Origin of the sequence: Enterococcus raffinosus, from assembly GCF_018917525.1 — a bacterium.
In the GTDB taxonomy this organism is placed as follows: Bacteria; Bacillota; Bacilli; order Lactobacillales; family Enterococcaceae; genus Enterococcus_A; species Enterococcus_A raffinosus_A.
This window is the reverse complement of the sequence record NZ_JAHLOS010000003.1, coordinates 99173-125282: the sequence shown is the minus strand read 5'-3', so window position 1 is coordinate 125282 and position 26110 is coordinate 99173. Positions and strand designations below refer to the sequence as shown.

Below are 26110 nucleotides of genomic sequence, written 5' to 3'. Positions count from 1 at the left end.
AGAAACTTACCTGATTTTTAGGAATTCTTGGCACTTTCTAATGGATGAAAAAATAAAAGATTGTACCTAAAAGGAATAGCAGCCCGAAATTGACGACACTAAACAAACCTAGAAATTTTTTTGTCTCATCAGGATAATAAATCCGAAATAGATTGTACCCGATCAGATTGGCTAATGAAGCCAATAGCGTTCCTAATCCACCAATATTTACTCCTAAAATGACGGCCTGCTGATTGCTTGTAAAGGGGGCGATCAAGAAAGCTGCCGGTACATTAGAAATAACCTGGCTCAAACCTAAACCAGCTAAATAAACCTGTTTTCCATTCAACGACTTCAAAAAATCTTTAATGAAACTGGCTTCACCGATGTTTCCCACGATGATAAAGAAGCTGACAAAGGTCAATAAGAGTCCATAATCCACCTCTTTGAACAATTCACGACGATAAAACAAGATCACCAGTGCTACTAGAGGAATCACCCATTGATAGGGCAGAACGCTCAGCACCACTAAAATCATAATCAGCATCAATCCGGCTAAGAGCATCGTTTCCTTACGGTCAACTCGCTCCTCCTTTAAATCAATCGCCTCCAAGGAATCCTTGTCCACCAGCAAGGTCAAAAGTCCCAATAGCAGCAAACTGACCAAAAGCACCAACGACATCCAAATTAAAAACTGTCCCAATGGTACATGATAATAATCATACAAAAACAAGTTTTGCGGATTACCAAACGGGAAAAAGCTGCTTCCTAAATTTGCCGCGACAATGATCAAGACACTGCCCAGAAAGCGGCCTTTAAATTTCGGCAGCATCGACAGCAGTTTCAAATAAATCGGTAGTAAAGTTAAAATCGCCACATCATTGGTCAAAAACATTGAACCAACTAAAGCTAAAAGAATCATCAGTTGAACCAACTGACGGCTATTCTTTGAAAAATGCAACAGCTTCTCAGCCACGAAACGCAAAAGTCCTACCTGCTCAAAGCCTTGGATCAGCAACATTAAACCAAACAAACTAAAGATTACTTTGTCATCAATAAACGCGATGGAAAAGCGGCCGATCAAACAACTAATAATTGCTAAAATTAACGAAATACTCATTAAACGATTGTCTTTGAAATAATCTATTACGCGATTCATACTTTCCCACCTTCTTTCACTTTTGATTAACGCTCATTTGAGAACACACCTAGAACGTCATTTTTACTTAGTTATATCCTTTTTGCTAAACCGTTCGACAAAAGTATAACATTTAGTGTTTATATTCCTCTCGAAACAAGCTTAGCTAAAACAAAAGAAAAAAATAGACCCTCCATGCGAGAGCCTATCTGCCGGTTTCCATTATAGTTGTTCTTGATTCACATAGCCTGAATAGTGGCTTCGTTTACTTCGGTTATAGAGCACTGAAATAATTTGAATGGCTGAGACGACCACAATGATCAGGCTAATTATCAAACGAATCGCTGCTGTATCTCCTGTAGAAATATAATGCAGAACATCTCCACTAGACCACGTTTGCTCCTGAAGCAATTCGACTAATTCCTGGCTAAAAATATTATTGTGCATCAATAAGAAGACCCACATAACTGCCGAAACTGCATTATCAATAATCGACCACAGACACACGCGATTCGTCCAACGGCGATCTACTAATTTCAATGCACCAACGATTACTGTCAATAAAGTACCAATGATCAGTACCGGAATCAAAAATGTCGTAAAACTATTACTAAACAAGGGTACATTAACGATCGTATGACCGGTCGTTGAAAAAACTTGCGGAATCATGTTCAACGCCCCAAAGGTTAGAAAGACACCAAATACTAACGCTGCAATAATTTCTGCTACTGGATCAGAAACTGGAATCAGCTTTTCCGTATTCAACGCTGGCAAGTCTGACACTTTCCAATCGTCTTGCTTCTTGCTTTTCAATACACCTGTCCGTTCCGCGATCACAAAACCGATTGTTGTCCAAACCAATGTTTGAAGGACACCAGACACCCCGCTTTGAATTCCTGATTGAAACATCACCTGCAGGACCCGACTGACTTGAGGGCCGCTCTCCTGAAGGGTTTCGAAAACTCCTGAAACTGCGCCGACGATTAATGTGATAATCCCGACAATTGGAACCAAGAGCTTCAGTAAGCGAATGTATTCGTCATAGACCTGCGGAGAAATGAGATATCGGGGATTCTGACGATATTGTTCCGCCAACTTTGCCGGTGACCCCATTGATTCCAATACCTTTTTGATTTCAGCATCGCTTGGCTGCTCCGACAGCATATCATAAATATTGCTGCGTAATTCTCTAGCGACCTCTGCTCTTTCCTTTTCTGGCAGCTGCTGAACAACTGCCGCTATATAGCGTTCGATTAGATTTTCCATTTTTTACCCCTCCGAATAGATACCAATTAAACTTTTTTGCATTTCCTTCCATTCTTCAAACAACTTTTCCCTAACTTCTATACCCTTTTTACTGATTTTATAATACTTACGAGGTCTGCTTTCCGTTGTATCCCAATCACTCTCCAGCAGATCCTGCTTCTCCAGCCTTCTCAGCAAGGGATAGAGCGTATTAGCCTCGATCTCCATTCCCCTGTCCTGCAAAGTTTGCAGCAGTGCATACCCGTAGTGAGGCGTATTCAAGCTGCCTAAGACAGCCAAAACTAAATTTCCTCTTTTTAATTCCGTGACATAGTTCTGAATAATATCCTTATCTGGCATATGATCACCTCTTCAATATCATTATACTGTGTGGCACACATTATAGTCAATAGAATAATATTATTAATTTGCTAAGTCACAAGTAAGAATCCTTCTTCAAAAAATGACCCTCGCGGCTCTTATACGCTGCTCATCATCCAAAACAGCTTGTGGAACTACTGGTTCAAGCAACTGCTGAATCCCTGATTTTTAAATGACCATGAAACGCCTGACGACAAAAACTCTCGAAATTACTTTCGAGAGTTTCCGGTTTATTTCGTTTCTAAATCATGTAGGAACAATCCGCTCAACAGCTTCGGTTCAAACCAAGTTGATTTCGGCGGCATGATTTTCTTCGCATCTGCCACGGCTAAAAGATCGGTCATTTGCGTTGGATACATGGAGAAGGCCAATTTCCAATCTCCTGAATCGACTAATTTTTCTAACTCTTCCGTACCGCGAATCCCGCCGACAAAATCAATCCGTTTGTCCGTGCGGATATCCATGATTCCGAAGATCTCTTCCAGCACAAATTTCTGCAGCAAGGCCACGTCCAATTTTTCTACTGGATCAGTCGGAACTTTTTCTGGTTTGATACTCAAAGTATACCAAGCGGCTCCATCATAAAGCTGACATTCGCCGGCTTTTTCAGGTTTTTTAACGCCTGTTTTAGTTACTTGATAGTTTTCGGCTAAACGCTCCATGAAATCAGCCGGAGGTGCTTCTTTTAATACACGGTTGTATTCCCAAATAGCCAGTTCATTTTCTGGGAAGATGATCGATAGGAACTGCTCCGTTTCTGGATTCTGTTCACCGGACTCACGTTTTTCCAAACCGATTTTCACCGCGGATTCGGTTCGATGATGTCCGTCAGCGATATATAAAGCATCCACTTTGATAAACAATTTAGCTAGTTGATCAATCGTATCCGCTTGGTCGATCACCCAAACACGATGAGTTACTTCATGGTAGCTGGTAAAGTCATATACCGGTGCATGTGCTGTTTGCCACGATTTAATGATTGTCTGAATCTCCGCTTGGGGACGATAACTCAAGAAGATCGGACTAGTGTTCGCATCACACGTTCGAATGTGATTCATCCGGTCGATCTCTTTTTCATGCCGCGTAAATTCGTGCTTCTTGATTTTCTCATCAATATAATCCTGAATCGACGTACACGCGACAATTCCGGTCTGGCTTCGACCATTCATCACTAACTCATAAAGATAGAAGTAAGCCTCTGACTCTTTGAAAAGCCAGCCTTTTTCTAAAAACTCGGCCAAATTAGCGGCTGCTTTTTGGTAAACTTTTTCATCGTAGGGAGAAAGATCTGCTGGCAAATCGATTTCCGCCTTGTCGATATGGAAATAGCTGTAAGGATTATCCGCTGCTAAGTCTTTGGCTTCTTGTGAATTCACTACATCGTAAGGTAACGCCGCTACCCTATCTGCCAAATCGGCTGCTGGACGAATTCCTTTAAAAGGATGAACTTGGACCATTAAAATTCACTCTCCTCATCCCGCTTGATCGCGCGGACACGGACAATGCCTTCATTTTTACTTAACTGCTCAACGATCGCCGCGATTTTATCGGGATTTGTTTCTGAAACATCCACCAATGTATAAGCGTGATCATCCTTCCCGCGATTGACCATGTTGTCAATATTGACATCTAAAGAGGCGATCTCAGACGCGATCAACCCTAACATATTCGGTACATTGCGGTTAATAATTGTAATACGATAGGGTGATTCGAAGGCCATTTCAACATTCGGGAAATTGACCGAACGCTTAATCACTCCGGTTTCCAAGAAACGTTTCAAGCCGCGAGCAGCCATTTTGGCACAGTTAACTTCCGCTTCCTCGGTTGACGCACCTAAATGCGGCAACACCGTGATCTTATCGTTATGCAGTAATTTTTCCTCCGCAAAATCTGTGGTAAAACCAGCAATTCGATCTTCGTTAACGGCCTTCACTACTGCGTCAGTATCTACAATCTCACCACGCGCAAAATTCAACAAGCGAGCAGTTTTTTTCATTTGCATCAATTCTTCTGTCCCAATCAAATGATGCGTTTGTTCAGTTAATGGCACATGAATTGTGACGAAATCACAATTGGTCAAGACTTCCTTTAGGTCCTTTGCCCGTTTCACGCGACGAGAAATACTCCAAGCCGTATCGACTGATACGTATGGATCATAGCCGGTAACTTCCATTCCTAAACGATAGGCATCGTTAGCGACCATCGCACCGATTGAGCCAAGACCAATAACTCCAAGCTTTTTGCCTTCTAACTCTGTTCCGGCAAATTGTGATTTTTGTGCTTCGGCCTGTTCATCAACGTTCGCACCTTCTAATGTCTGCACCCAGCTGATCCCTTGAACCATCGGACGAACAGACAATAGTAAACTCGCGATTACTAATTCCTTTACCGCATTGGCATTCGCGCCGGGAGTATTAAAGACCACGATTCCTTTTTCTGTACACTCTTTCACAGGGATATTATTCGTACCTGCACCTGCCCGTGCGACTGCTAAAACTGACTTGGGAAAGTCATAATCATGCAGTTTTTGACTGCGTAAAATAATGCCATCTGGTTCTTCGCTTTCATTGATACGATAATTTTCTTTATCTAAACGCGCCATTCCTTCAGGAGCGATCGCGTTGAATGTTTTAATCTGAAACATTTATTTCCCTCCATTTTCCTTTTCAAACTCCGCCATAAATGCGACTAAGGCCTCGACCCCTTCGATTGGGAAAGCATTGTAAAGACTCGCCCGCATCCCGCCAACAGAACGGTGACCCTTTAAGTTTTCAAACCCTTGAGCTAAAGCTGCTTGATTGAAGGCTTTGTCCAAGTCTTCATCCCCTGTGACGAAAGGAATATTGGTGATCGAGCGGCTGGCTTTTTCCACTGGACTAGTGAACAGGCTTGATTTTTCAATCGCGTCATATAATAGTTGCGCCTTTTCCTGATCTTTCGCCGTAATTCCAGCGACCCCGCCTTGTTCCTTCACCCATTCGAAAACCAGCTTCGCAATATAAATCGCATAAGTCGGTGGCGTATTATAAAGTGAATGATTTTTCGCCTGCAAGGCATAGTCTAGCATCGGTGCAAAGGCTGCTTCTTGATTGAGCAAATCTTCACGAATGATCACAACTGTGAGCCCAGCCGGACCAATATTTTTCTGTGCACCAGCATAAATTACACCAAAGTCTTCAACTTTATAATCGTTGGCTAAAATATTTGAAGACATATCCGCCACTACTGGAACCTTGCCGAAGTTGGGAATCTTAGCGTAAGCGGTTCCTTCTATTGTATTGTTCGTCGTAATGTGCACGTAGGCGGCCTCTTGATCGACCGTTTCTGGCAGTTCAGGAATATAGGTAAAATTCTTATCTTCACTTGAAGCAATCACTTCTACCTCAACATTATCGAGTGCTTTGGCTGCACTGATGGCTTTTTTCGACCATGAACCGGTATTTACATATAAAGCCTTCTTTCCTTGCGCCAAGTTCAACGGCAGCATGGTAAATTGCAAGCTTGCGCCGCCTTGTAAAAACAAGACCTTGTAATTGTCGGGAATCGCCATAAGTTCTCTCAATAAGCTTTCAGCATCTTGGATGATTTCTTCAAACAAGGAGGAACGATGACTCAGCTCCATCACCGACATGCCGCTATTTTTGTAATCAAGCATCTCGGACTGTGCGATCTCCAACACAGCTTTTGGTAGTACCGCGGGACCTGCAGAAAAATTGTAAATCGTCATACTTATTCTCTCCTTTTTTTCTATTATGAAAATTAAAATCTTCTCTTTAAGCCTGATACCGCCGCCTGTCAAAGCAGGAAAAACAGAGGATAACTTGCTTTAAGATGTGATGACAATTATAACAGATGTATCTAAATGATAAAAGCCTAATTTTAAATTAATTACACTGTAATATGCAAAGGTTTCAGAAATTTGCACATCATCTTACAGAAACCGAGCACAAAAAAACGCAGCGATGATCCGCTACGTCAATTGCTCTTCTGCTCGATTCAAAAACTCCATGAACTGCTGCTTCTCTTCTTTTGAAAAAGCAGAGTCGACTTGTGTTCCAAGTGTTTGAAAAATCGCTTGGACTTTCTCCACCATCTGATTGCCGGCTGCTGTTAAATAGATTTTCTTCTGCCGCTCATTGTCCTTTGGTATCTCGCGATAAATAAATTGTTTTTCTTCTAAAACTTTTAAAATATTGGTCACCGTCGCTTGCTGCTTGCCAAGGTAATTTGCCAAATCTCGTTGGATTGTTCCTGGATTCATGGAAATGTAGCTAAGACTACGAGATTGCAGACCATTCAAATGCAATGCTTTTAATTTTTCTGTGACAAAATTCTGCTGCAAAACCCCTATCGCATATATTTTTTCCGGTAGATCTTTTCTTTGCGAAATCATGTGCACCCTCTTTTCTCTATCAATAGTTTAAATCACAACTATTTATTTGACAACTATTAGTAAAGGAGGTATGCTGCCGATAGTTAAAATTACAACTATTCATTTTTAAAGAAAGAAGTGTGTTTTATGTCTTTAACTCCGCAACAAGTACACAACACAAAGAAAGAACTTCAAGAAAATTTTGAACGTACCGGGCTGGCCATTGATCAAATCGCAGCTGATTTACAGACAACAACTGATGTGATCAAGGACACATTGGCGCTTGAGGTCAATCAGATTGAAGACCCTTGGGTTTTGAAAAATTATTTGGAAGACATGCTTGAGCAGCAAGGTATCGCCAGCGTCCCCTTCACTGCCTTAGTCGGTGATTATCATCGCTATTGGTTTTTAAACAGCCGCCGCATCGATAAGAAAAAGATCGGATAGGAGTTGAAGCATATGAAACTTATTACAATAGAAGAACATTTTATTTCAACAGCTGTAAATAATGCTTATACTAAAGTAAAAACTCAAGACGCAACGCCGGAAGAAAAAACTAAGGCACAATTCATCGCTAATTTTATCGCTAAGGACGACCGTATTACTGAAATCGGTGAAAAACGCTTGGCTTATATGGATAAAAGCGGGGTTGATGTCCAAATCATTAGCTATGGCAACAATAACCCAATGGACCTGCCAGCAGAATACGCGATCCCCCTTTGTCGACAAGCAAATGATGAGCTAGCAGAAAAATGCCAAGCCTATCCAGAGCGTTTTTATGGATTAGCCTCATTACCCGTCGCTGATGTTCCTGCGGCTGTCGCCGAACTCGAGCGTGCGGTATCAGAACTTGGCTTGAAAGGCGCGCAATTAACCGGAACGTTTAACGGCGAGTTCTTCGATGACAAAAAATACTGGCCGATCTTTGCCAAGGCCGCTGAACTGGACGTACCCATCGCTTTACATCCCGGCGAGGTTGTTCCGCAGGTGAGTGAACACTATTATCAAGGTGCATGGTCCTCTGCTGTTACGACTGTTTTAGCAGGTCATGGCTTTGGTTGGCATGCGGATACGGGTATCCATGTGATGCGTTTGATTCTTTCAGGAATATTCGATCAATATCCCAGCTTGAAAATCGTATCTGGACACTTTGGTGAGCTGGTTCCTTATTTCTTACAACGTTTGGATGAGAATTTGCCGACACAATTGACCGGCTTAAAAAAGAATTTTGCGGATTATTATCGCGAGCATCTTTATTTAAGCCCCAGCGGTATGTTTTATGATGCCCCTTTCCAGCTTTGCCTGAACGAAATGCTGGAGGATCACCTGCTTTGGTCGATGGATTATCCTTATATAATGCGGGAAAACACACGAGACTATTTAGAAAACTTTGCTATTAACGACGAACTAAAACAAAAAATCGCTCACGAAAACGCCGAAAGAATCTTTCATCTTACTTAATCATGCTAAAAACCCATTGATCCTCTTGGAGATCAATGGGTTTTTAAATATTTTTTTGTTACATATTGTCACAAACCGCCATTTGACAGTCGTTACAAAAAGTATCTTTATGCCTCAAAAAAAATCGTGTACACTGATTTTAACCCAGAATAGACGTTACAGAAAGGCGGGGATTTTATTGAAGATAGGTAGAAAATTGAAAGAACTTCGCACCGCTCATGGATATACCCAAGAAGAATTATCCACGATTCTAAATGTTTCCCGCTCTACGATTTCAAGTTGGGAAATCAATCGTACGTATCCAGACCTCAGTATGCTGGTTTCATTGAGTGAGCTATATAATATTACAGTTGATCAGCTGCTCAGTGAAGATGATCAATTGGTGGATACTATGACAATGCAAGCAAAGAAGAATCGTCTCTTTAAGAAAATTATCTTTACTCTGGTAATTACCTTAATTTCATTTGCCATTATCGTTGTTTTTCTTCTAAAGGGAAATAGCACACCCGATGAACCAAAAATCACACACTATGAATTCTCGGATTATTCAAAGATAGTGACAAAAGACCAAAGTGAAGAGAATAGCGCTTATTTTTATAATGGGAATTTTGTTGGTGAAATAATTGATACTTTACCTGACGGGACAGAAACAACTCTCATACAACCCGCCATTATAAACAGTATGTACAATAAGGAAGTCACTTTAAGAATCAAAAGAGATGAAAATCATAAAATCAAAAAGGTTACAGTCGTTGACGCAAAAAATACAATTCAGTTACTCCAAGAAGAATATGGCGGACAAATACGAATGTTAGAATACGACTCTTGGGAAGAACTAGAACAGGCAAAAAAAGTGATCGAAGCCTCTAATTCAGAACAGCTAGTATTCATGAAAAGTGACGACGGCACTAAGGTTTCCGCTTTTTTCAAAACTGATAAAAAGGAAAGGTGAATCAGTTTTCTCTGATTTATCTTGCTTATCAAAAGCAAGTAATTTGATTCCTCTGCTGATACTTTTTTTACTACAATAATTGAAGGATACTCTTCTATCGACAAAGTGCATCCAAGCTCTTTGTTGATAGAAAAATTTTTAGCATGACAAATAGGGCTCCTTTAATAAAGCGAAAGGTCTATTTCTTATTTTTTCCTCTTTTCCTTTTTCGACTGCTGCTGTTTTTATCTTTTTTCGTTTTTTTCGTGCTGCTCTTGGCTGTATTTGACGTTTGTTTTTCTTTATTTTTACTCTTGTCAATCAAGCTCATTGCGGACAATTGGCTGCCGCTGAGATGACCAATATTGTTTGAGCGTGATTTCTTTGGTGCTTTTTCCTGAGGAACGGCGATTCCAACAGCGGCTTGATTTTCTGGTGAAGTCTCCTCTGCCGGCTCAGGTAGATTTTTTGTTATGTGCTCAGAGGCAAGCAGCGGTGCCGGTTGCGATTCCTCATCTTCCGGAAACTCCGCTGGACGCTCAATAAAGAAAACATGGACATCTGAGATAGTTTTCCCTTCTGGCAAATATGCCTGAACCAAGACCATTAATTCTGTCTCGCTCAAGGTTCTAGGGTCAAACCCATGAGGTACCATAATTTCCAGTTTTTCTCTTCCCTCTTCAATATTTTTTTCTACGGACGTTTCCAGCTGATCTTCTTGCGGTTCTTCATAATGTCTGATATTCGCTGTTTTAAAATAGTCAAAAGTCATCAATTGTGCAAATTGGCGAACTTCTTTATTTTTGAAAATACTCAACTCCGTTAATAGCTTCAGCAAGGTTGCTGTTTCCTCATCCGTCTTTTCAGGATCTACGTCTTTCAGTGTCCATTTATGCTTTTTCCCATTTGCATCTTTAAACACCGAGATAAGATTATAACTATTTTCGTCTCTCTCATCCTTCGGCATATTCACAGCATAAAGGTATTTAACGGCTAAGCGGAATCGCTCGGAGGACTGGTGGTATTCTTTTTTATTCGTAAACAAGCGCTGGATCACTGTATCCCAATCCCCGCTTTTTTTGAAATAGGGTTTAAAGATACTGCTAAAACGCCGCAGTACATCATTGGGTTCAGCAGTTAAATAAATATCCGTCACAAGCTCCTGACAAATAAGAGAAAAGTCACTAAAAATCAACGCATTGCGCACTAAGATCGCGACCAGATTTTCGATGATATTCGTTACATCCTGTGTATCTCTATAATATTCGTTCACTCTTTTCTCTAAACTAGCTCTCTTCATAGTAAAAATCTGGCGTTTTCCTAGTGGTTTAATGTGTGATTTTTCAGTCATGCGTTTTCGCTCCCCTTCTCCGTACTCATGTATTCGTTTACATAAAAATTCTACCGCTATTTCCTGAAAAAGCCCAACCCCGATTTTTTTGTTTTTTGAAGAAATTTTGCAACCAATTTTTGTTAAAAAGAAGCAAAAAAAGCGTCTAAAAGCTTATAAAATCAAGCCTTAGACACCTTTTCATAACTATTTAAAACTTGCCACTAATCCACAAACTTGCTAATAATACTGCCATTACAATCGCTGTAAAAACAATAACGATCACTGTTTGAGAAAGAAAATCTTTCCCGAAACTCCGCTCTTTTCGTTTCTCCTCTACATCTTCACATTCCATATAAGCGACAATCTCTTTGTAGGTTTTGATATTTTTCTCTTTTTTTATTTTCTCGATTTTTAACGCCGCCCACATGCCCACCAGCCACAAGACGAACGGGATCAAAAGTCCTACATCCCCAAATAACTTCCAGGCAGGTCCGAACAAAATCGCTGCTGCCCCGATTGTTCCCAACATAATGTAGCTATACTTGTTCATCTCATCTTTTTTAATCACATTCTTCATTGTTTCCACGTCTCCTTTGACAAGTTCGTCTAAAGTCACGTTAAAAAGAACACTCAGCAATAACAGGTTATGAATATCAGGATAGCTCCTTTCATTCTCCCAATTTGAGATTGTTTGGCGAGATACGTAAATTTTCTCGAATAATTCCTCTTGAGAAAATCCTGCTTCTTCCCTCAATCGTTTAATCTGTTTGCTTAAATTCATTTCATCCGCTCCTTCATCCTCACCATAAATCTTTCGCCTACTTCCCACCAGCAAAACTCTTTATCATGAGGCTTTCCCCCTTGTCAAAAGTCTTTATCATATATATAAACGTTGATTTAACAGTATTTATCAAAAAACAGTTATCGCCCGAAAATATTCATTACTCCATGCAGCAACATGGTCGAATAGCAATTTCCACTCTTCCAGCGCAGCAATCCTAAAACCAAGCCATAACCTAAACCCGTTATCGCTTTCCAAATCAGCGCCTGCAGAAGACTTGATTCCACTCGAAAGGCCAAAGAATCAACATAGCCCAGATGCCAGATGCTAAACAAAATCGAGGACCATAAATAAACACTGATGGGATGTTTAAAAATAACAGATAGTCGATTCCAGATATACCCGCGGAAAATCAACTCTTCATAGATTGGTGTCACCACACTGCTATAAATTAATAGCATAATCGTCTGTAAGCCTCCGACATAAATCGAAGGCGCCGATGCTAATAATAGTACAAAGACAATCGTTCCGACTACATATGATTTGCCAAAGTTCGAGGGAAAAATAGATAAACGTATTTCTCTTTGTTTTGAGATAAATAGAATCATCCCTGACATCAAAATCATGGCAACCATTGATGCCAAGTGATCTAAGAAATTTGTTCGTTCAATATGTGTGAAGATTAGTTGTTTAATCACTAATCTCGCTATCTGAAATAGCGCTAACAGTCCGAAAATTTTTAAAATGACTTTCTGTTTCATTTCGTACCCCTTGTTCTTTAGTCATAAATAAGTTTATCAAAAAACTAACTAAGTCTAAAAACAAGTTTTAAAATCAAAAATAGATAAATCTTGCCTTTAGCAAAAAACTAGAAAAACGCAAAAATATTTTTCACGTTTCTCTAGTGTTCTATTCAGGTATTTCCTACTTCATATACCTTTTTGCATCTCTAATAATGTCACATTGTTACGCAGTCGATTGGCTTCGTCCCATTCGATTCGCCCTGTTTCATACATATTCTGAATCTGCTCACGTTCTAGTTGCAAGCTATATGCTGTCAATTCTGATAAAGCTGCACTATTGAATTCAGGGCGTTTCCCATTATTGAATCGTTCTCTACTTCTTTTATCAGCAAGCGAATTTTCAAAATGATTAATCATTTCAAGAACAATTCCACTCTCATCGTAAGATTGTTTTTCCCTAAGTTTTTTTAGTACATATTCATCATTTGAAATTAATAGGTCAGAAAATTGTTTCTTCATCTCCAGAGCTTCTTGAGTGTCCTTGTGTTTTCCTACCCGCATATAGATAATTAACTTAATTCGTTCAGAAAAATCCTCAATAATATTATGTGCTTTTCTTCTTTTTTTGTGTAATTGCTTTTCTAAGAGTGCCAAATAATAGTTCCCAAGAGCTTTATCTAACTGATTACTTTTTATAAGAAATTCAACATTCGCCATTTTCCATTTTATCGTTTCATTCAATAAACGACTTGTTTCATCAGCTTCTTCATTAGAGGAATTTTTACTTCGTTCAAGTTCTTTGATTCTATCCTGATAACTCTTTAATACCATCCCAATTTCGTTCTGGTTTTCAGCATTTGTTAGTTTTTGTAGGTCAAGTACGATATTTTGCAGCATTTCCAAATGAACTTCAGCAGATTTCAATCGCTTATCTGAATCTTTCCGCTTAATAAAGAACGGCAGAACAAAATACGCAAGAACAATGGAACATAAAATGACGCCCATAGTTATAACAATCATTAAGCTACGCTGAGGAAAAAGATCGCCATTTCCTAATACTAAAGGTATTGAATAAACACTGGCTAACGTAACCGCTCCGCGTGCGCCAGAAAGGCTGAAAATAAGCGAAGCCTTCCATTTTGAGATTGGTAGCTTTTGATCTTGATAAGCCTCCTGAGGCAATGTTAAAAAAGACCAGATAAAGCGGAGCAATGCAAGTACAAGTGTAATAAGAACGATATATAGCAAAATATATTCTGTACTAACAATAAATGATTCCTTCACTAATGAGTTGATGATGTCGGGAAACTCCGTCCCTAGAATTATAAAGACCATCCCCTCAAGTACAAAAGTTAATACCTCCCATAAACTTTCAGAAGTCAAGCGCTGATTAATTGTATCCGGAGTTTCATTCTGCTTTTCAAACGAATACAGTATTCCTGCTGTAAACATTGCTAAAATACCGCTCATTGAAAACAATTCGGTAACATAAAAAATTAGAAAAGGAACGGTGAGGCTGATCAATACATGAATCGTTTCATTGACAATACCCAAGATTCTCAACTGCTTCAATAGCAAAATTTTTAAAAGTGAAAAGGTATTAGCAATGATAATACCACCTAAACTAAAGACAAAGAACTGCACGATCGATTGCTTGACGGAGAATGACCCAAAAATAATAATCGACAAAGTGATTTGGAATAGAAGAATACCGCTGACATCGTTAAAAATCGATTCACCTTCTAATAATTCCATCAATTTTCCTGGTACTGAATACCGTTTACCAACAGATGCTACTGCGACATCATCCGTTGGTCCTAGTGAAGCGATAAGCATGATTCCTGCAGGCAATGAAATAGCCGGTATTAAAAAATGCACTAGAGAACCCACAATCAAACTCGTGATGACAACAAAGACAATCGCCATATTTAAAATTGACTTTCTCATATCCCACATCGCCAGTTTGTTAGCCGTCATTCCCCCATAATAGACTAATGGAGCAATAAAAAGTAAGAAGAACATCTCTGGGTCCAACTCCAACTTAAAGCCCAGCGGAAGTACAGCAATCCCCACCCCCACTAGAATTTGTATGATTGGGATAGCCAACTTCGGGATAAATCGATTGACAATATTAGATAACAACACCCCGACAATCATGATGATTACATATAAAAATAAATTCATAACTCCTCCTCCTAACTGTTTCGACTGTTAAGTTAGGTACCTAACTTTTTATTTTATTATAGTTCGGTACCTAAACATTGTCAATAGTTTCCTCATCTTTAAAAAAAAAGACAGTGCGTATTAATTTAGTTTTATTAGCAGGCATTGTTTGTCTTTAATTAATCTATGTAAAAAAGAGACCGACTCATAAGTATTCAGCACCAAGAAATAAGCAGGAAATTACGAAAATTACCAAGCTTCCCCTGACGTAGGAACAAATATTGAATGGTACCTACTCGGTGCTTCTCAAATTTTTGTCTATTTACGCTTAATTTCGTATATGCTACCTATGAGTCGCCGTTTATTGGTAAAAAGAAGCTGCCCCAAAAGTCTATTAGACTTTTGGGGCAGCTTCTTCATAATCTCTTATTGTAAATTAATTATTTTTAGCACGACGTACATAGTTTTGGTAAAGAATAATCCCAACTACGGTAAATCCAACTGGACCAGCAATCATCCATAATGTATCGCGAGCGCCAGCACCTTCGATGATTGGTTGGAAGATCGTGAAGACATTCGCACCCAATACCAATAGGAAGACGACGACACTGATGATCATTGTCATACTCTTAGATTTGTACACTTCAAACGGACGATCCAATCCCTGTTTTTGTTTGAATTTAGGGAACGCATAGATCAAGAACAAGTATGGTAATGTCATTGAAACGTTCGCCATCAAAGTCAAAATATTGTAGAAAGCTGATGGATCTGGTGTAGCAAATGAAGCGATCAAGATAATCGCAACAACGATCGCACATTGTACCCACATAGCAAAGCTTGGCATACCATTTTCGTTCAATTCAGTAAATTTCTTAGGCCATAATTTTTTCGGTGTTCCCATGATCAACGTCTTCAATGGAGAATACGTCAATGTGAAGAACGCACCGCTATAAGCCAAGAACATTCCTAAACCAGTATAACGAGCAAACCAGTTACCCATACTGATGGCAGCGCCGTGACCTAGTCCCATAGCGTCACCTAAAACGTATCCTAAGTTGTTCATCATTACGTAGGAAATATTTCCTAAGTTTGTTGAATCACCAGATAACACATCTTGCCAGTTCGTACTTACACCCCATAAGAAGATCCCTAATGCATAACCAACAGAGATGATCAATGCAGAAAGAACAACACCTTTAGGGAAGGTTTTTTCAGGGTTTTTAGTTTTATCAACCATTCCCCCAACAGCTTCCAAACCACCATAAGCAAAGATTGCAAATACCGCGAAGCCTAAAAGACCGATTGGGCTTTGATAGCTAGGATTTGGTGAATGTAAAATATGGTTAAACGGTTGAGCCAAATGCCCCCCATTTAATACCAAAATAATGCCAGAAATCACGATTAAAACAACGTTTAAACTCGTTACCGCAATCCCACCTAAGCTAGTGATTTTAACGATTCCTTTGACCCCTTTGATTGAGACCAACGTTACGATGATCATCCAGACACATGCTAGCAAACCAACTACTTGAGTAGAATTCATTCCGAACATATGTAGTTTTTGTGTTTGATCACTCCCAGCAAATGCTGTAGTAAAAGGAATCCAAACTTTAGATGATGTAGAAACCATCCAGACAACGTAAGAAGCAAACCACATGAATGTTCCGATAAATGCGAAACGTGGTCCTACGCTGACCTCCAGCCATTTGTACATCCCGCTGTTTTCGCCTTTGATCGTTGAACCGAACTCCGCCATCATCAATGCAAATGGAATAAAAAATAGAATTGCTGCGACAACGTAAAAGACGATCGACCCATAGCCCATTAAGTAAAAGGCTACTGGCCCATTAGCAAACCCAAATACCGAGGTAAAGATCATCATGACTAATGCAACCAGCGTCATGCCTTTCTCCGATTTGGCCATTGAAACCACTCCTATTCAATTTTTCTAGGGCTTTTAATTACGCTTGTGTTTCGATCTTATAATTAGTTATTAATTGAACAAGAACACTTTAAATGTAAGAAATCCCTAAGTGTTACTTTACAATGAAAAAAGACAGAGCGCAAGAATGGCGAAACTCATTGAATATTCTGACAAATTGCATGAAAACAATTACGAAAGCTGAACTATCCTCCAGCATGTTAAATGATAAAATAACGAGATTTAAAGATGATCTGAATGGTGATTTTAATTTGTTTTTTTATTATATTTTATCGTCTTTAATAAATCACGTTATATCAAACTAAAAGACAATACCAAAAAATTAGAAAGCGCTACCTATCTAACTCGATTTCTTTATTTAAATTTAAAAAAATACAGGGAATCAGTTACAAAAGATCGTTTAACACCTCTGTTAAATGAGCATTAATTTTGAATCCTATATTTCTACCGACTATTTATGATAATTTCATTTGAATTATTTTATTTAATTACCACTATACGCCCATTAATTTTCATCTAAAAACTAAATACAATCTAATTTTCCCGAAGTTCTTCTTGAACAATAATATCTTTATGTAAATTACAGATTAAAAAAAGAACCTCGATTCGAGGCTCTTCTATCCAGCTGTAGTCAGTCGCCTAACTTCTTCCAAAAATTGTTTCGATTGATCCATAGCCATGCCGTAGACATGATTGCTAACCAAATCATGACACCGCCATTTAATAATACTGGATTAAGATTCATCGTAACAGCAATCACATATAAAACGATTAAGATCGCACCAACAAAAAGTGAGCCAAACATCCACAACATCAAGCCGTAATTCCCCACTCCTCGCGTGAAAAGCTGACTAACATTGGTCCAGGTCACGTTCAGCAAACGATAATCACGGCTGAAAAAGTGCAGGGATAATAGATAGGTTCCCCATAATATTCCCACGATAAATGGCACTGAGAGAAACAGTGGAAATCGCAATACTACAGCAATCAGCACGCCTACCCCACCAGCGATCAGCATCTGAATCTTACAGCCAACCCAAAATTTTTGGCGAAGATATTTTTCTAATGACAGGGGAAGCGACTGAATAAAGGAAAAATTCTCGCGATCTAATGAAATCAGATTGCTGACAAATGAAGTTTGATTCAACATAATCGTCGCAAAAACGATTCCTGCAACAAAGAATACCCCCATAAATTTTGGCGTCAAAGTTTGTAAATTGATGGGACTCGTTGTTACCATCGTTCCAATCATCACAATTGGCATAATCAAAGATGACGTTAAGACCTGCATAATCAAGTTTGGATTTTTCAGTAATTGGCGATTATAGCTTGCCAACAACTGCTTCAACGATTGATCGGTTTTCCGTTTTCGCTTTATCGCCACAGTGTGCGAACCTTCATCGCTGAATTGTTCATATAAGCTTGGAATCACAAAAAATCTCAATGCCAGCAAAAGCAGACCAGTCAAAGCCAACAACACAAGTAAAGTAATAAGTCCACTTACCGAAAACAACTCATGCATAACACGATAAAACGGCATGAAAGCCGAAAATGCATGTCGGTCAACCATACCACTCGTACTCGAATGATCCACAGAATTTTGGGTGAAATTGATTGCCAGAACCCCGCCTACAGAAACAATCATGGAAAATCCCAGCATCAGGCTAGTGAACAGCTTTTTATGTCGCCGGAACAGCTTGGTTTTTGTCATTCCAAAAACAATCAAGCTACATAAACTGAATAGTAGTGTAAAGAAAATAATGAAAAGTAGGATGGCTCCGATTACCGCAATTATTACAGAATAGCCGCTTTTATAGGCCGTCAAGAAAAATAGAATCAACAGTGGCAATAAAAAAGGTACAATTGTCATCCCAACTGCCAAAAACTTGGCGACAAAGACCTCCCCTTGCTTGATTGGCAAAGGCAAATAATCCTGTAAATCTTTACTTTCAAAAAAGACATTAAAAATCGCTGAAAGTGATTGGGAGAAACCAATCAAGGCAAACAGCATCATATAATAAGTAAAAAAGCCAGGCAATTTTGAAAAATCAATCATCACCATAGTTGCTCCATAAATTACTAGGAAGATTACTCCAGACATTAAATACTGTTGAACGATACTACGAATAACTTTTTTGCCCTTATGGCCTTTTTTTCGAATTTGATTGGTGGAAGATGGATTGACATACAGCATGTTGACTGCAATCAAGCGTTTGATGATTTGACTATTCATGGGCAGGCTCCTCAATTTCAGTAATCAAGTCCCCATCAGCTTGGCGTCCAGCCATTTTGAGGTAGACGCTTTCTAGCGATTCATTTGGATAATCCTGCAATAAATTGTCCACGGAACCGTTATAGATCAGCTCGCCTTTTTTCAAAATTGCCAGTTCGTCGCACAATTGCTGTGCGGTGTCTAAGACATGCGTCGAAAAAATCACTGTGTTGCCCTTTTCGGCATGGCGTTTAATCATTTCCTTCAAATCAAATGCTGCCTGCGGATCTAAGCCTTGCAACGGTTCATCTAAGATCCAAATATCGGGATCTGGCAGTAAGGCTCCAATAATGATCGTTTTTTGCCGCATGCCGTGAGAAAAGCTTTCCAATGTTTCATCTTCGTGACCAACTAAATCAAATAAATCGATCAGCTCTTGTCGGCGATGCTCCTGCCCCTTCAGATCATAAGCAGCCGAGATTAAATCCCAATACTCATTGGCTGTTAATTGTAAAAACATATCTGGCGAATCCGGTACATAGGCGATCTTCTTCTTAATTGCTAATCGATCCGTCTTCAAATTCTTTCCATCAAACAAAATCTCACCACTCGTAGGCTCAATAATACTCACTAAACTTTTGATCGTTGTCGATTTTCCCGCCCCATTATGGCCTAAAAAGCCGAAAATCTCACCGGCCTTAATCGTTAAACTTAAATTATCTAACGCTTTTTTCTGATCATATATTTTTGTTACACCTTTTAATTCAATCATTTTGTCGCCCCCTTATTCATTCACTATACGAGAAAAGCTTCGCCATGACAATAAATGAAAAGAAAAAAACACTCAAAAGAGTGCTTTAAGCTGCGACCTAATATCTTTAAAAAATAGATACATCTATACGTAATTTAACGCAAAAAAATCTGAGAAGCTAATTTTAAAACACCCAAGTTCATTTGAGTCACGTTACTATGAAGGACATGAAATCTAAAGGTGAACAACCGTTACTTGATTTTCATGCTCTTTAACAATCGCGACTAAATCCTCTGTTTTTAACCATACGGTTGCTGTATTATCGTTCGGATGAACACCAATAAGTCCTGGTTCTTCAAAGAAGTCGGCATCAATAAAGAAGTGTACTTTGTGTTCTGAATCATTTAAAATTCCAAAAGGGCTCACCGCGCCTGGAACTAATCCCATCACTTCCATTAAATCATTCTCTGATGAAAAAGATAATCGTCGCGTGTTGTTTTCCTTCTTAAACTCTTTAAGGTCGACCCTTTTGTCGCCTTTAACAGTAATTAGATAAAAATTTCTTTTTTTATCATCACGGACAAAAAGATTCTTCGCATCAGCTTCTGGGTATGGCAACGCAACCTCGGAAAGTTCCTCCATGTTGTATACAGCCTGATGTTCTGTCACTTCAAACCAAATATCCTTTTTGCTAAGATAATCCAAAATCTCATTTTTATTCACAATGCTTCCTCCTAACGATCAGTTATGAATAGTTAAAGTATATCATATCCAAATACAGATAAAAAATGAATATTTATAAATACAGCTTTAATTAGACCCTTTAGTCTTTTAATGGAATCCAAAGCTCAATAATTGAACCGCTTCGATTCCAATGAAATCTTTCGTCATATTTTTCAAAATGTAAAAAGTTCGTTTGTTCCAAGTTCAAACCAAGCTTGGGAATCAGCTTCTGGTAAATCTCTTCATATGTAGCGTAGATTTGGTCCATCGCACCTTGATGCTCCACAACCAAATATTTCCCCGCAGGAATATCCTTCAAAATGAATTTTGTTGGATTCGCCTTCATTTTTGGGATGGCACAATAATAATAAAGCTGCCCATCTCGCCGTTCCATAAACGCATACTTAGTCCAATTTCCAGTTTGTTGGTTCAATCCATTGCTTTTAAGCTGATAATTAAAACGCGGCCAAAATGATAGACTGCGTTCAAGATTCTTGCTTTTTTGATTTGTCAGCGCCAGTTCTAGACCAGCAACAGAAAAGGACGCTAATTCTTTTAGCTTATACTTGATCATATCACGACAATCCTTTAATCGTTTTCAATTAGTTTAACTGAAAGATCCGAGAAAAGAAATCGCGAAAAGTAAAAATAGATCTTAAAGCGCCCTTCAAACTTGATTCATAGTAAAATATTAAGTGAAGACCATTATAGAAAAAAAGGGTGAGGAAATGGTAGGAAAAGTGGAAAAGCTGCACCGCGAAATACTCGATTATTATGGTTTATTGGAGCATGAATCGATTTGTGAGATTCGGCATTTTGGTACGGGAGAAGAAATATATAGTCAAGGTGTGGAATACAAGTATTTGATGATCGTAGTTTCAGGAAAAGCCAAAGTTTGCGTCAGTGCTCCGAATGGCAAAGACTTGATTTTAGCTCATTATCTTTCTAGAGGGTTGATCGGACACGCGGAATTAATGACTGGAACGAAGTATGCGACCGCCTCCGTCATGACGCTCTCGCCTTTTGAATGTATCCTGATCCCTTTTCAGAGTAAACAGGACACTCTCTTTAAAAATCTGACCTTCATGACGAGAATGACCGAGGATTTAGCGTTGAATATGATCCGAGATTCCTACAACTTTACTTCGAATGTTTTATTTAGCGGTGAGCAGCGACTATGCTCCTATATTGCTCAAGGGGCTTATAAGGATTTTTTCTTTGATCGTTTAACAGATGTCGCCGCGACGGTGGGAATCAGTTATCGGCATTTGATGCGTTTATTAAAAAAATTAGCTGAGGATAACATTTTAAAAAAGGAAAATGGCGGCTTTCAGATTATTGATATGACGCAATTGAAAGCTCGCTCGGCTGAAGGAATACAGGCTAGGTAGTGTTAACTAGCCTGCTTCCATTTGCAATCAGCTTTAGAGTCAGTATTTTCTTGTTGCTGCATTTTGATGGCAGTCGCTAAGATTTGTTCTTTTCGTTGTGCTTCAAGTTCATTGATATGTGCCCAATAGTTTACTTTCGCTTGGGCTTTTTGTTGCTTTCTAACAGCCATAAGACCAGCAGCAATAAGAATCAATAGTATAAGAATTATCATTTTCAGCACCTCCTATACCCTTATTTTATGGCTTTTGGCGGAAACCAATTAGGACATATGTCACATTTTGCAGGATTTTTCAAACTTGATGGAAATCTTTTTTTAAAATCAGAAAAATCACGCATACGATTCTGCTGAAGAGTCTGTTCACTATATTCAAGAAAATCAATAATTAGAGCTCAAGCCTAACAAACTGGGAAAAGCAGACCTCGCAAAAAACTGCCTAACAACAGCTAGGCAGTTTGAGATTATTTATATAACGGTTCTTTGGTTAGCTCGTGGTCACTGATCCAAAGAACGAGTTCGTCCGCAAGTTCTTCTGTCATCGGAAACGATGCTTCGATCTGTTCTTTTGAGATATGATCCACATGTACGCCTGCTGTAATGACACAATTTCCCGGAATTATTGATTGAATCCTTCCCAATAATATCTTCGCCAGAACATCATCTTTGTGAAATCGGCCATCATGACTGGGAAAACGCTGAAGCTGTGTATCGCCTGAAAAAGTCGTTACCGTACCGATATGCGGCGTATCACCGCCATAAAGACACAGCAGCAGATCATTCCCAATCCATTCGGCTTTAAGTGTGATTTCGTAGTCGGCTTTTTTGATAGTAAAGAGTTTACTCACTGTCTTTCCACCGCCTCGAAACGTGGTTTTCGATGCCTAAAGCGTCCATCAGCTTCATTGATTGATGGGCCACGAGATCATCGATTGTTTTTGGCTGACTGTAAAATGCTGGGATTGGCGGGATGATTTGAACTCCTAATCGGGCTAATTTGGTCAGGTTTTCAAGATGGATCGCATTCAGCGGTGTTTCTCGCGGCACTATGACCAATTTTCTTTGTTCCTTCAACGTCACGTCAGCAGCTCGCGAGATCAAGTTATCGCCAAACCCCATCGAAATACCTGCGACAGTTTTCATACTGGCTGGCACGATCACCATTCCATCCGTTAAAAAGGAGCCACTGGCGACCGCAGCACCTAAATCACGATTGCTGTAATGATAATCCAGCATCTCTTCAAATTCTTTCAAGCTGACATCGGATTCCAACTTCAGATTTTGCTTTGCCCAATCACTAATAATCCCATGCGTCTCGATCGTTGGATCAGCTTTTAGACGTTTGATCAAATCAATGGCGTAGATAATGCCAGATGCACCGGTAATTCCAATCACGATTCTTTTTTTCATCTGCTTCACCTACTCCAAATATTTTTTCCAATCCGCAACTTCTTTGAATTCCGCCCGAATAAAATCATCCTTCAAATCAAATGGCACCGTACCGTCCAAGATCGTTTTACTGCTCATACCGCGGAAACGAATCGACGCCGGATTATACTCTGGCCGTTCTGAAGGATCTAACGGATGATTGCGCATTCCCGGCAGCACGATAATGTCCTTGTCACCTTGGAAACGAGTATTCAAAGTCCACATCACATCGTTCATGTCGAAAATATCGACATCGTCATCAACCAAAATGACGGTTTTTAATTCTTTAAAAGCTGAAAGAGCTAAAATCGCCGCTTGGCGTTGGATTCCTTCATCAGCTTCTGTTTCTTTATGGATCTGTAAAATCGACATTAGCTTGCCTCCGCCTGCTGGAGGATTATAGACGTTCGTTACTTTCCCGGGAATCGCCTTGTCAACTAAATCCAAAATACTGGCTTCAGTAGGAATTCCCGCCATCGATACATGTTCTTCGGATGGTCCAATCGTCGTTTGCATGATTGGTCGATCTTTGCGATGCGTGATCGCTTTGACTTTCACGACATTGACAGCTGGATTGGCATCGCCGTTATAACCAGGAAATTCCGGCATCGCCTTGCCAGTATTCGTATTGATATCCTCTTGGATCCTTTCGTGAGGTAAAATCTCTGCTTCGATAATAAATTCCGAACGGGCGATCCCAACTTCATCCACTGCAACGCCATCAACTAACTGAACAGGCTCTTGACGCAAAGCCCCGGCGATCCACAATTCGTTGTAGCCCAGCGGTGTGGTTGGCGGCTCGAAGGTCGTGCCGATGGAGATTGCTGGATCTAATCCAATATTGATCGTGATCGGCATCGGCTTGTTCAATGCTTCATACTGTTTTTGAAAATGTCCGATGTGACGGCCGCCAGGCATGATATACATCCCGATCGTGTCTTCATCCTCCAACACCATCCGATGAATCGTAACATCGCTCATACTTTTATCCGGATCAGAGCCAAAAACAACGCCCATTGTAATATAGGGTCCAGCATCATATTCTGTATTGGTGGGTGCTGCTAAAATTTTGCGAATGTCAAAGCCTTCATCACTGGCTAAATGTACAACTTCTTGAGCCGGTGCTTCAGCTTTGGTCACTTTTACTGGCTTAACTGGATTTTGAACAGAATCCTTCAACAAACGCCCTAGATGTTTCGGATCGTGATGTAGGATCTTACCGACACGGTCGCGGCTGGCGATAATGCCGATCAACACTCGGGTATCTGGGAACCCCTTGACATTGTTGAACATCATGGTTGGTCCTTCTTGAGTCGGGCGTTTGACCGTGCCCCCCGCTCCGATATAACGATAAACCCCGGAAAGCTCTGCATGAGGATCGACCTCTACATTCGTTTCGTGATACTCTCCCGGCATTTCCTGTAATTCAGCTAAAATCTTTCGTAAATCATAAGGTGTCGACATAAAAAAAGCCTCCTTGTATTGTTTGATTCAATAAGCTAAGTTTAGGCTCATCAAAGACACAATACAATTCAGCTTTTTGTTTTTATTATTCCACATTGGAATATTTATCTTGCAAATACCTTAAAAATAATTTAGGTGCCGGAGCATCGGCTTCTTCTGAGAGATAAAAATACAGGTAACTTTCCTGCGTCGGTGCGATTTCGCGTAGAACTAATTGATCTGACAGCGAATTACCTAATGATTTTTCCATGATTAAGGAGATGCCCAATCCTTGCTCGATCATTTTCAAAATCAAATCGATCCGTGTTCCCTGATAAGTAACTTGCGGTTCAAACCCGACGCTGTGACACAACTCCATCACCGAATAATAAGCTTTAGATGCTTGGCCCAGCAGCAAAAAGTTTTCAGCCTGCAAATCAGAAAGAGTGATTGTCGAATTTTTTGCTAAAGGGTGTGCTTTCGGCAAGACCGCCACAAAATGATCCTCTTCTGTTGTGATGTAGTTCTGAGCATTTAATTTATCTAATGAACGAAAGAAATACACACTATTCTTTTCTTCCAGCGGGATACGATCCATCGCCATTGCTTCAGATTCCTGCAAGTTCAAGTGAACCTCGGGATGCTGCCGCAAAAAGCTCGTTAATAGATCAAAGCCCAAATAGTTCGGCATCGTCGGAATTGTGTGAATTGTTAAGACCCGCTCCTTTTTCTCTCGATGTTTAGTTAAATTCGCTTCTAAAATCTGATAATCAGTCACGATCCTTTTGACATCCTCCAAGATCAATTGTCCGTCTTCTGTCAGCTTAATCTGGCGATTGCTGCGATCAAAAAGCTGGATTCCCAGTTCCTTTTCCAATGCGTTGATCTTTTTTGAGACATTGCCCTGTGTCATAAAATTGCGCTCCGCTGTTTCCGTATAGTTCAAGGTTTCAGTTAGATCGAGAAAAAGCGTTAATTTTTGCTGATCCATTTCGTCACTCCATTCCATTCAGGAATATTTTAACGCAGACAATCACCTATGCCAAATGGCTGGGTAAAAGAATTATTTTTTGAGCGATAGAGCCTTTGCCACCATCTGATGATAATAAACCTTCATCACCTCTTCAGTAACTTTCTGGTCAATATCTTTAACAGCGATCCATTTCACATCACTGTTTTCATCTTCTTTGATTTTGAAGGTTTGATCCTCCTGCGCCATAAATAGATAGGTCGTATTAATATGATTATGCTCCTTAATATACTGACCATTTTTATAATGCGCCGGAACTGGTAAGATATTAAAGGCGAACAAGCCATCGTGCAGTAAATGGTACTCCTTGATTCCAGTCTCCTCTTCTAATTCCTTTTGAGCTACCAACAACAGGTTTGCGCAGCCATCCGCATGTCCGCCTGTCCAAGAATAAGACTGATAGATATTATGATAGACCATCAACACCTTGTCATAAGTCGGATTAACTACCCAAGCTGAAGAGGAAAAATGATAGTCTGGATTTTCCCGCGTCAACAACTGCTCTTGAAATTGCAGTTTTTCCATAAACAGCTTTTTGTCCGCTGCTTCTTCCTCTGTATACGGTTCATATGCTTTGATTGTCTCAATGATTTCTTTCATTTTCCTCTTCCTTCCATAGTCATTCAACTAATTATAACAAGTAAAAAGCTGTGACTACAATTAGCCA

26 protein-coding genes are annotated in these 26110 nt (G+C 39.7%); 4 read left to right on the top strand and 22 right to left on the bottom strand.

Annotation, left to right across the window (positions count from 1 at the left end):
- Positions 1–37: 37 nt before the first annotated feature.
- From KQI58_RS03680 to KQI58_RS03650, 7 genes are all read right to left on the bottom strand, one after another.
- Entirely contained in the window at positions 38–1138 is a 1101-nt protein-coding gene (locus KQI58_RS03680; protein ID WP_216406550.1) for an SLC13 family permease, read from the bottom strand.
- A 201-nt stretch (positions 1139–1339) separates the two neighbouring features.
- On the bottom strand, positions 1340–2383 hold the full coding sequence (locus KQI58_RS03675) for an HAAS signaling domain-containing protein (RefSeq protein ID WP_216406548.1): 1044 nt from the start codon (positions 2381–2383) through the stop codon (positions 1340–1342).
- Between the two features lie 3 nt (positions 2384–2386).
- A complete protein-coding gene (locus KQI58_RS03670; protein WP_216406546.1) occupies positions 2387–2722 on the bottom strand; it encodes a PadR family transcriptional regulator in 336 nt (111 codons plus the stop codon).
- 251 nt (positions 2723–2973) lie between these two features.
- The gene (locus KQI58_RS03665; RefSeq protein ID WP_216406544.1) at positions 2974–4200 is read right to left on the bottom strand and encodes a DUF1015 domain-containing protein; all 1227 of its coding nucleotides are present in this window, start codon (positions 4198–4200) and stop codon (positions 2974–2976) included.
- Positions 4200–5387, bottom strand: a complete 1188-nt coding sequence (locus tag KQI58_RS03660; protein WP_216406542.1) for a 3-phosphoglycerate dehydrogenase family protein — start codon at positions 5385–5387, stop codon at positions 4200–4202. Before KQI58_RS03660 ends, KQI58_RS03665 begins: the two co-directional genes overlap by 1 nt.
- Positions 5388–6470 carry a 3-phosphoserine/phosphohydroxythreonine transaminase gene (gene serC, locus KQI58_RS03655; RefSeq protein ID WP_216406540.1) on the bottom strand — a complete coding sequence of 361 codons (1083 nt, stop codon included), beginning with the start codon at positions 6468–6470 and terminating at the stop codon, positions 5388–5390.
- A gap of 243 nt (positions 6471–6713) precedes the next feature.
- On the bottom strand, positions 6714–7136 hold the full coding sequence (locus KQI58_RS03650) for a MarR family winged helix-turn-helix transcriptional regulator (protein WP_216406538.1): 423 nt from the start codon (positions 7134–7136) through the stop codon (positions 6714–6716).
- Between the two features lie 126 nt (positions 7137–7262).
- Here KQI58_RS03650 and KQI58_RS03645 point away from each other — a divergent pair, with 126 nt between their 5' ends.
- From KQI58_RS03645 to KQI58_RS03635, 3 genes are all read left to right on the top strand, one after another.
- Positions 7263–7562 carry a DUF2316 family protein gene (locus KQI58_RS03645; RefSeq protein WP_216406537.1) on the top strand — a complete coding sequence of 100 codons (300 nt, stop codon included), beginning with the start codon at positions 7263–7265 and terminating at the stop codon, positions 7560–7562.
- A gap of 12 nt (positions 7563–7574) precedes the next feature.
- A complete protein-coding gene (locus KQI58_RS03640) occupies positions 7575–8576 on the top strand; it encodes an amidohydrolase family protein (RefSeq protein ID WP_216406535.1) in 1002 nt (333 codons plus the stop codon).
- Positions 8577–8754: 178 nt separating this feature from the next.
- Positions 8755–9528: a helix-turn-helix domain-containing protein gene (locus KQI58_RS03635; protein ID WP_216406533.1), complete on the top strand. Its 774-nt coding sequence runs from the start codon at positions 8755–8757 to the stop codon at positions 9526–9528.
- 178 nt (positions 9529–9706) lie between these two features.
- On the opposite strand, the gene KQI58_RS03630 is transcribed toward KQI58_RS03635, so the two are convergent.
- From KQI58_RS03630 to KQI58_RS03590, 9 genes are all read right to left on the bottom strand, one after another.
- The gene (locus KQI58_RS03630; protein ID WP_253295761.1) at positions 9707–10858 is read right to left on the bottom strand and encodes a hypothetical protein; all 1152 of its coding nucleotides are present in this window, start codon (positions 10856–10858) and stop codon (positions 9707–9709) included.
- Between the two features lie 190 nt (positions 10859–11048).
- Positions 11049–11621 (bottom strand): helix-turn-helix domain-containing protein, encoded by a 573-nt coding sequence (locus KQI58_RS03625; RefSeq protein ID WP_216406531.1) that lies wholly within the window; start codon positions 11619–11621, stop codon positions 11049–11051.
- A gap of 140 nt (positions 11622–11761) precedes the next feature.
- Positions 11762–12382: a CPBP family intramembrane glutamic endopeptidase gene (locus KQI58_RS03620; protein ID WP_216406529.1), complete on the bottom strand. Its 621-nt coding sequence runs from the start codon at positions 12380–12382 to the stop codon at positions 11762–11764.
- Between the two features lie 168 nt (positions 12383–12550).
- Positions 12551–14548 (bottom strand): cation:proton antiporter, encoded by a 1998-nt coding sequence (locus KQI58_RS03615; protein WP_216406527.1) that lies wholly within the window; start codon positions 14546–14548, stop codon positions 12551–12553.
- A gap of 415 nt (positions 14549–14963) precedes the next feature.
- A complete protein-coding gene (gene yjeM, locus KQI58_RS03610) occupies positions 14964–16451 on the bottom strand; it encodes a glutamate/gamma-aminobutyrate family transporter YjeM (RefSeq protein ID WP_216406525.1) in 1488 nt (495 codons plus the stop codon).
- A 649-nt stretch (positions 16452–17100) separates the two neighbouring features.
- On the bottom strand, positions 17101–18702 hold the full coding sequence (locus tag KQI58_RS03605; RefSeq protein ID WP_216406523.1) for an ABC transporter: 1602 nt from the start codon (positions 18700–18702) through the stop codon (positions 17101–17103).
- On the bottom strand, positions 18695–19453 hold the full coding sequence (locus KQI58_RS03600) for an ABC transporter ATP-binding protein (protein WP_102866629.1): 759 nt from the start codon (positions 19451–19453) through the stop codon (positions 18695–18697). The genes KQI58_RS03605 and KQI58_RS03600 overlap by 8 nt, the downstream gene beginning before the upstream one ends.
- Before the next feature lie 213 nt (positions 19454–19666).
- A complete protein-coding gene (locus tag KQI58_RS03595; protein ID WP_216406521.1) occupies positions 19667–20155 on the bottom strand; it encodes a prolyl-tRNA synthetase associated domain-containing protein in 489 nt (162 codons plus the stop codon).
- A gap of 100 nt (positions 20156–20255) precedes the next feature.
- Positions 20256–20729, bottom strand: coding sequence for a GyrI-like domain-containing protein (locus tag KQI58_RS03590; protein ID WP_216406519.1), 474 nt, complete (start codon positions 20727–20729; stop codon positions 20256–20258).
- A gap of 154 nt (positions 20730–20883) precedes the next feature.
- Between KQI58_RS03590 and KQI58_RS03585 the strand changes: the two genes are divergently transcribed.
- Entirely contained in the window at positions 20884–21546 is a 663-nt protein-coding gene (locus tag KQI58_RS03585) for a Crp/Fnr family transcriptional regulator (protein ID WP_216406517.1), read from the top strand.
- Between the two features lie 2 nt (positions 21547–21548).
- On the opposite strand, the gene KQI58_RS03580 is transcribed toward KQI58_RS03585, so the two are convergent.
- The 6 genes from KQI58_RS03580 to KQI58_RS03555 form a co-directional block, all read right to left on the bottom strand.
- Positions 21549–21758, bottom strand: coding sequence for a hypothetical protein (locus tag KQI58_RS03580; protein WP_216406515.1), 210 nt, complete (start codon positions 21756–21758; stop codon positions 21549–21551).
- A 248-nt stretch (positions 21759–22006) separates the two neighbouring features.
- Complete coding sequence (locus tag KQI58_RS03575; protein WP_016178280.1) at positions 22007–22390, bottom strand: hypothetical protein; 384 nt, start codon at positions 22388–22390, stop codon at positions 22007–22009.
- A complete protein-coding gene (locus tag KQI58_RS03570) occupies positions 22383–22952 on the bottom strand; it encodes a UbiX family flavin prenyltransferase (protein WP_154059872.1) in 570 nt (189 codons plus the stop codon). The genes KQI58_RS03575 and KQI58_RS03570 overlap by 8 nt, the downstream gene beginning before the upstream one ends.
- A gap of 9 nt (positions 22953–22961) precedes the next feature.
- Entirely contained in the window at positions 22962–24434 is a 1473-nt protein-coding gene (locus tag KQI58_RS03565; protein ID WP_216406513.1) for a UbiD family decarboxylase, read from the bottom strand.
- Between the two features lie 85 nt (positions 24435–24519).
- On the bottom strand, positions 24520–25404 hold the full coding sequence (locus KQI58_RS03560; protein ID WP_048719746.1) for a LysR family transcriptional regulator: 885 nt from the start codon (positions 25402–25404) through the stop codon (positions 24520–24522).
- Positions 25405–25476: 72 nt separating this feature from the next.
- Positions 25477–26043: an NUDIX hydrolase gene (locus KQI58_RS03555; protein WP_216406511.1), complete on the bottom strand. Its 567-nt coding sequence runs from the start codon at positions 26041–26043 to the stop codon at positions 25477–25479.
- Between the last annotated feature and the right edge of the window lie 67 nt (positions 26044–26110).

Excerpts from the sequence above, each read along its gene's own strand:
- KQI58_RS03670 (WP_216406546.1), bottom strand. The coding sequence starts at position 2,722 with ATGCCAGATAAGGATATTATTCAGAACTATGTCACGGAATTAAAAAGA.
- KQI58_RS03570 (WP_154059872.1), bottom strand. The coding sequence starts at position 22,952 with ATGAAAAAAAGAATCGTGATTGGAATTACCGGTGCATCTGGCATTATC.
- KQI58_RS03590 (WP_216406519.1), bottom strand. The coding sequence starts at position 20,729 with ATGATCAAGTATAAGCTAAAAGAATTAGCGTCCTTTTCTGTTGCTGGT.
- yjeM (WP_216406525.1), bottom strand. The coding sequence starts at position 16,451 with ATGGCCAAATCGGAGAAAGGCATGACGCTGGTTGCATTAGTCATGATG.
- KQI58_RS03640 (WP_216406535.1), top strand. The coding sequence starts at position 7,575 with ATGAAACTTATTACAATAGAAGAACATTTTATTTCAACAGCTGTAAAT.
- KQI58_RS03680 (WP_216406550.1), bottom strand. The coding sequence starts at position 1,138 with ATGAATCGCGTAATAGATTATTTCAAAGACAATCGTTTAATGAGTATT.
- KQI58_RS03660 (WP_216406542.1), bottom strand. The coding sequence starts at position 5,387 with ATGTTTCAGATTAAAACATTCAACGCGATCGCTCCTGAAGGAATGGCG.
- KQI58_RS03645 (WP_216406537.1), top strand. The coding sequence starts at position 7,263 with ATGTCTTTAACTCCGCAACAAGTACACAACACAAAGAAAGAACTTCAA.
- serC (WP_216406540.1), bottom strand. The coding sequence starts at position 6,470 with ATGACGATTTACAATTTTTCTGCAGGTCCCGCGGTACTACCAAAAGCT.
- KQI58_RS03565 (WP_216406513.1), bottom strand. The coding sequence starts at position 24,434 with ATGTCGACACCTTATGATTTACGAAAGATTTTAGCTGAATTACAGGAA.
- KQI58_RS03630 (WP_253295761.1), bottom strand. The coding sequence starts at position 10,858 with ATGACTGAAAAATCACACATTAAACCACTAGGAAAACGCCAGATTTTT.
- KQI58_RS03585 (WP_216406517.1), top strand. The coding sequence starts at position 20,884 with ATGGTAGGAAAAGTGGAAAAGCTGCACCGCGAAATACTCGATTATTAT.
- KQI58_RS03615 (WP_216406527.1), bottom strand. The coding sequence starts at position 14,548 with ATGAATTTATTTTTATATGTAATCATCATGATTGTCGGGGTGTTGTTA.
- KQI58_RS03605 (WP_216406523.1), bottom strand. The coding sequence starts at position 18,702 with ATGAATAGTCAAATCATCAAACGCTTGATTGCAGTCAACATGCTGTAT.
- KQI58_RS03650 (WP_216406538.1), bottom strand. The coding sequence starts at position 7,136 with ATGATTTCGCAAAGAAAAGATCTACCGGAAAAAATATATGCGATAGGG.
- KQI58_RS03620 (WP_216406529.1), bottom strand. The coding sequence starts at position 12,382 with ATGAAACAGAAAGTCATTTTAAAAATTTTCGGACTGTTAGCGCTATTT.
- KQI58_RS03675 (WP_216406548.1), bottom strand. The coding sequence starts at position 2,383 with ATGGAAAATCTAATCGAACGCTATATAGCGGCAGTTGTTCAGCAGCTG.
- KQI58_RS03600 (WP_102866629.1), bottom strand. The coding sequence starts at position 19,453 with ATGATTGAATTAAAAGGTGTAACAAAAATATATGATCAGAAAAAAGCG.
- KQI58_RS03665 (WP_216406544.1), bottom strand. The coding sequence starts at position 4,200 with ATGGTCCAAGTTCATCCTTTTAAAGGAATTCGTCCAGCAGCCGATTTG.
- KQI58_RS03580 (WP_216406515.1), bottom strand. The coding sequence starts at position 21,758 with ATGATAATTCTTATACTATTGATTCTTATTGCTGCTGGTCTTATGGCT.
- KQI58_RS03560 (WP_048719746.1), bottom strand. The coding sequence starts at position 25,404 with ATGGATCAGCAAAAATTAACGCTTTTTCTCGATCTAACTGAAACCTTG.
- KQI58_RS03555 (WP_216406511.1), bottom strand. The coding sequence starts at position 26,043 with ATGAAAGAAATCATTGAGACAATCAAAGCATATGAACCGTATACAGAG.
- KQI58_RS03625 (WP_216406531.1), bottom strand. The coding sequence starts at position 11,621 with ATGAATTTAAGCAAACAGATTAAACGATTGAGGGAAGAAGCAGGATTT.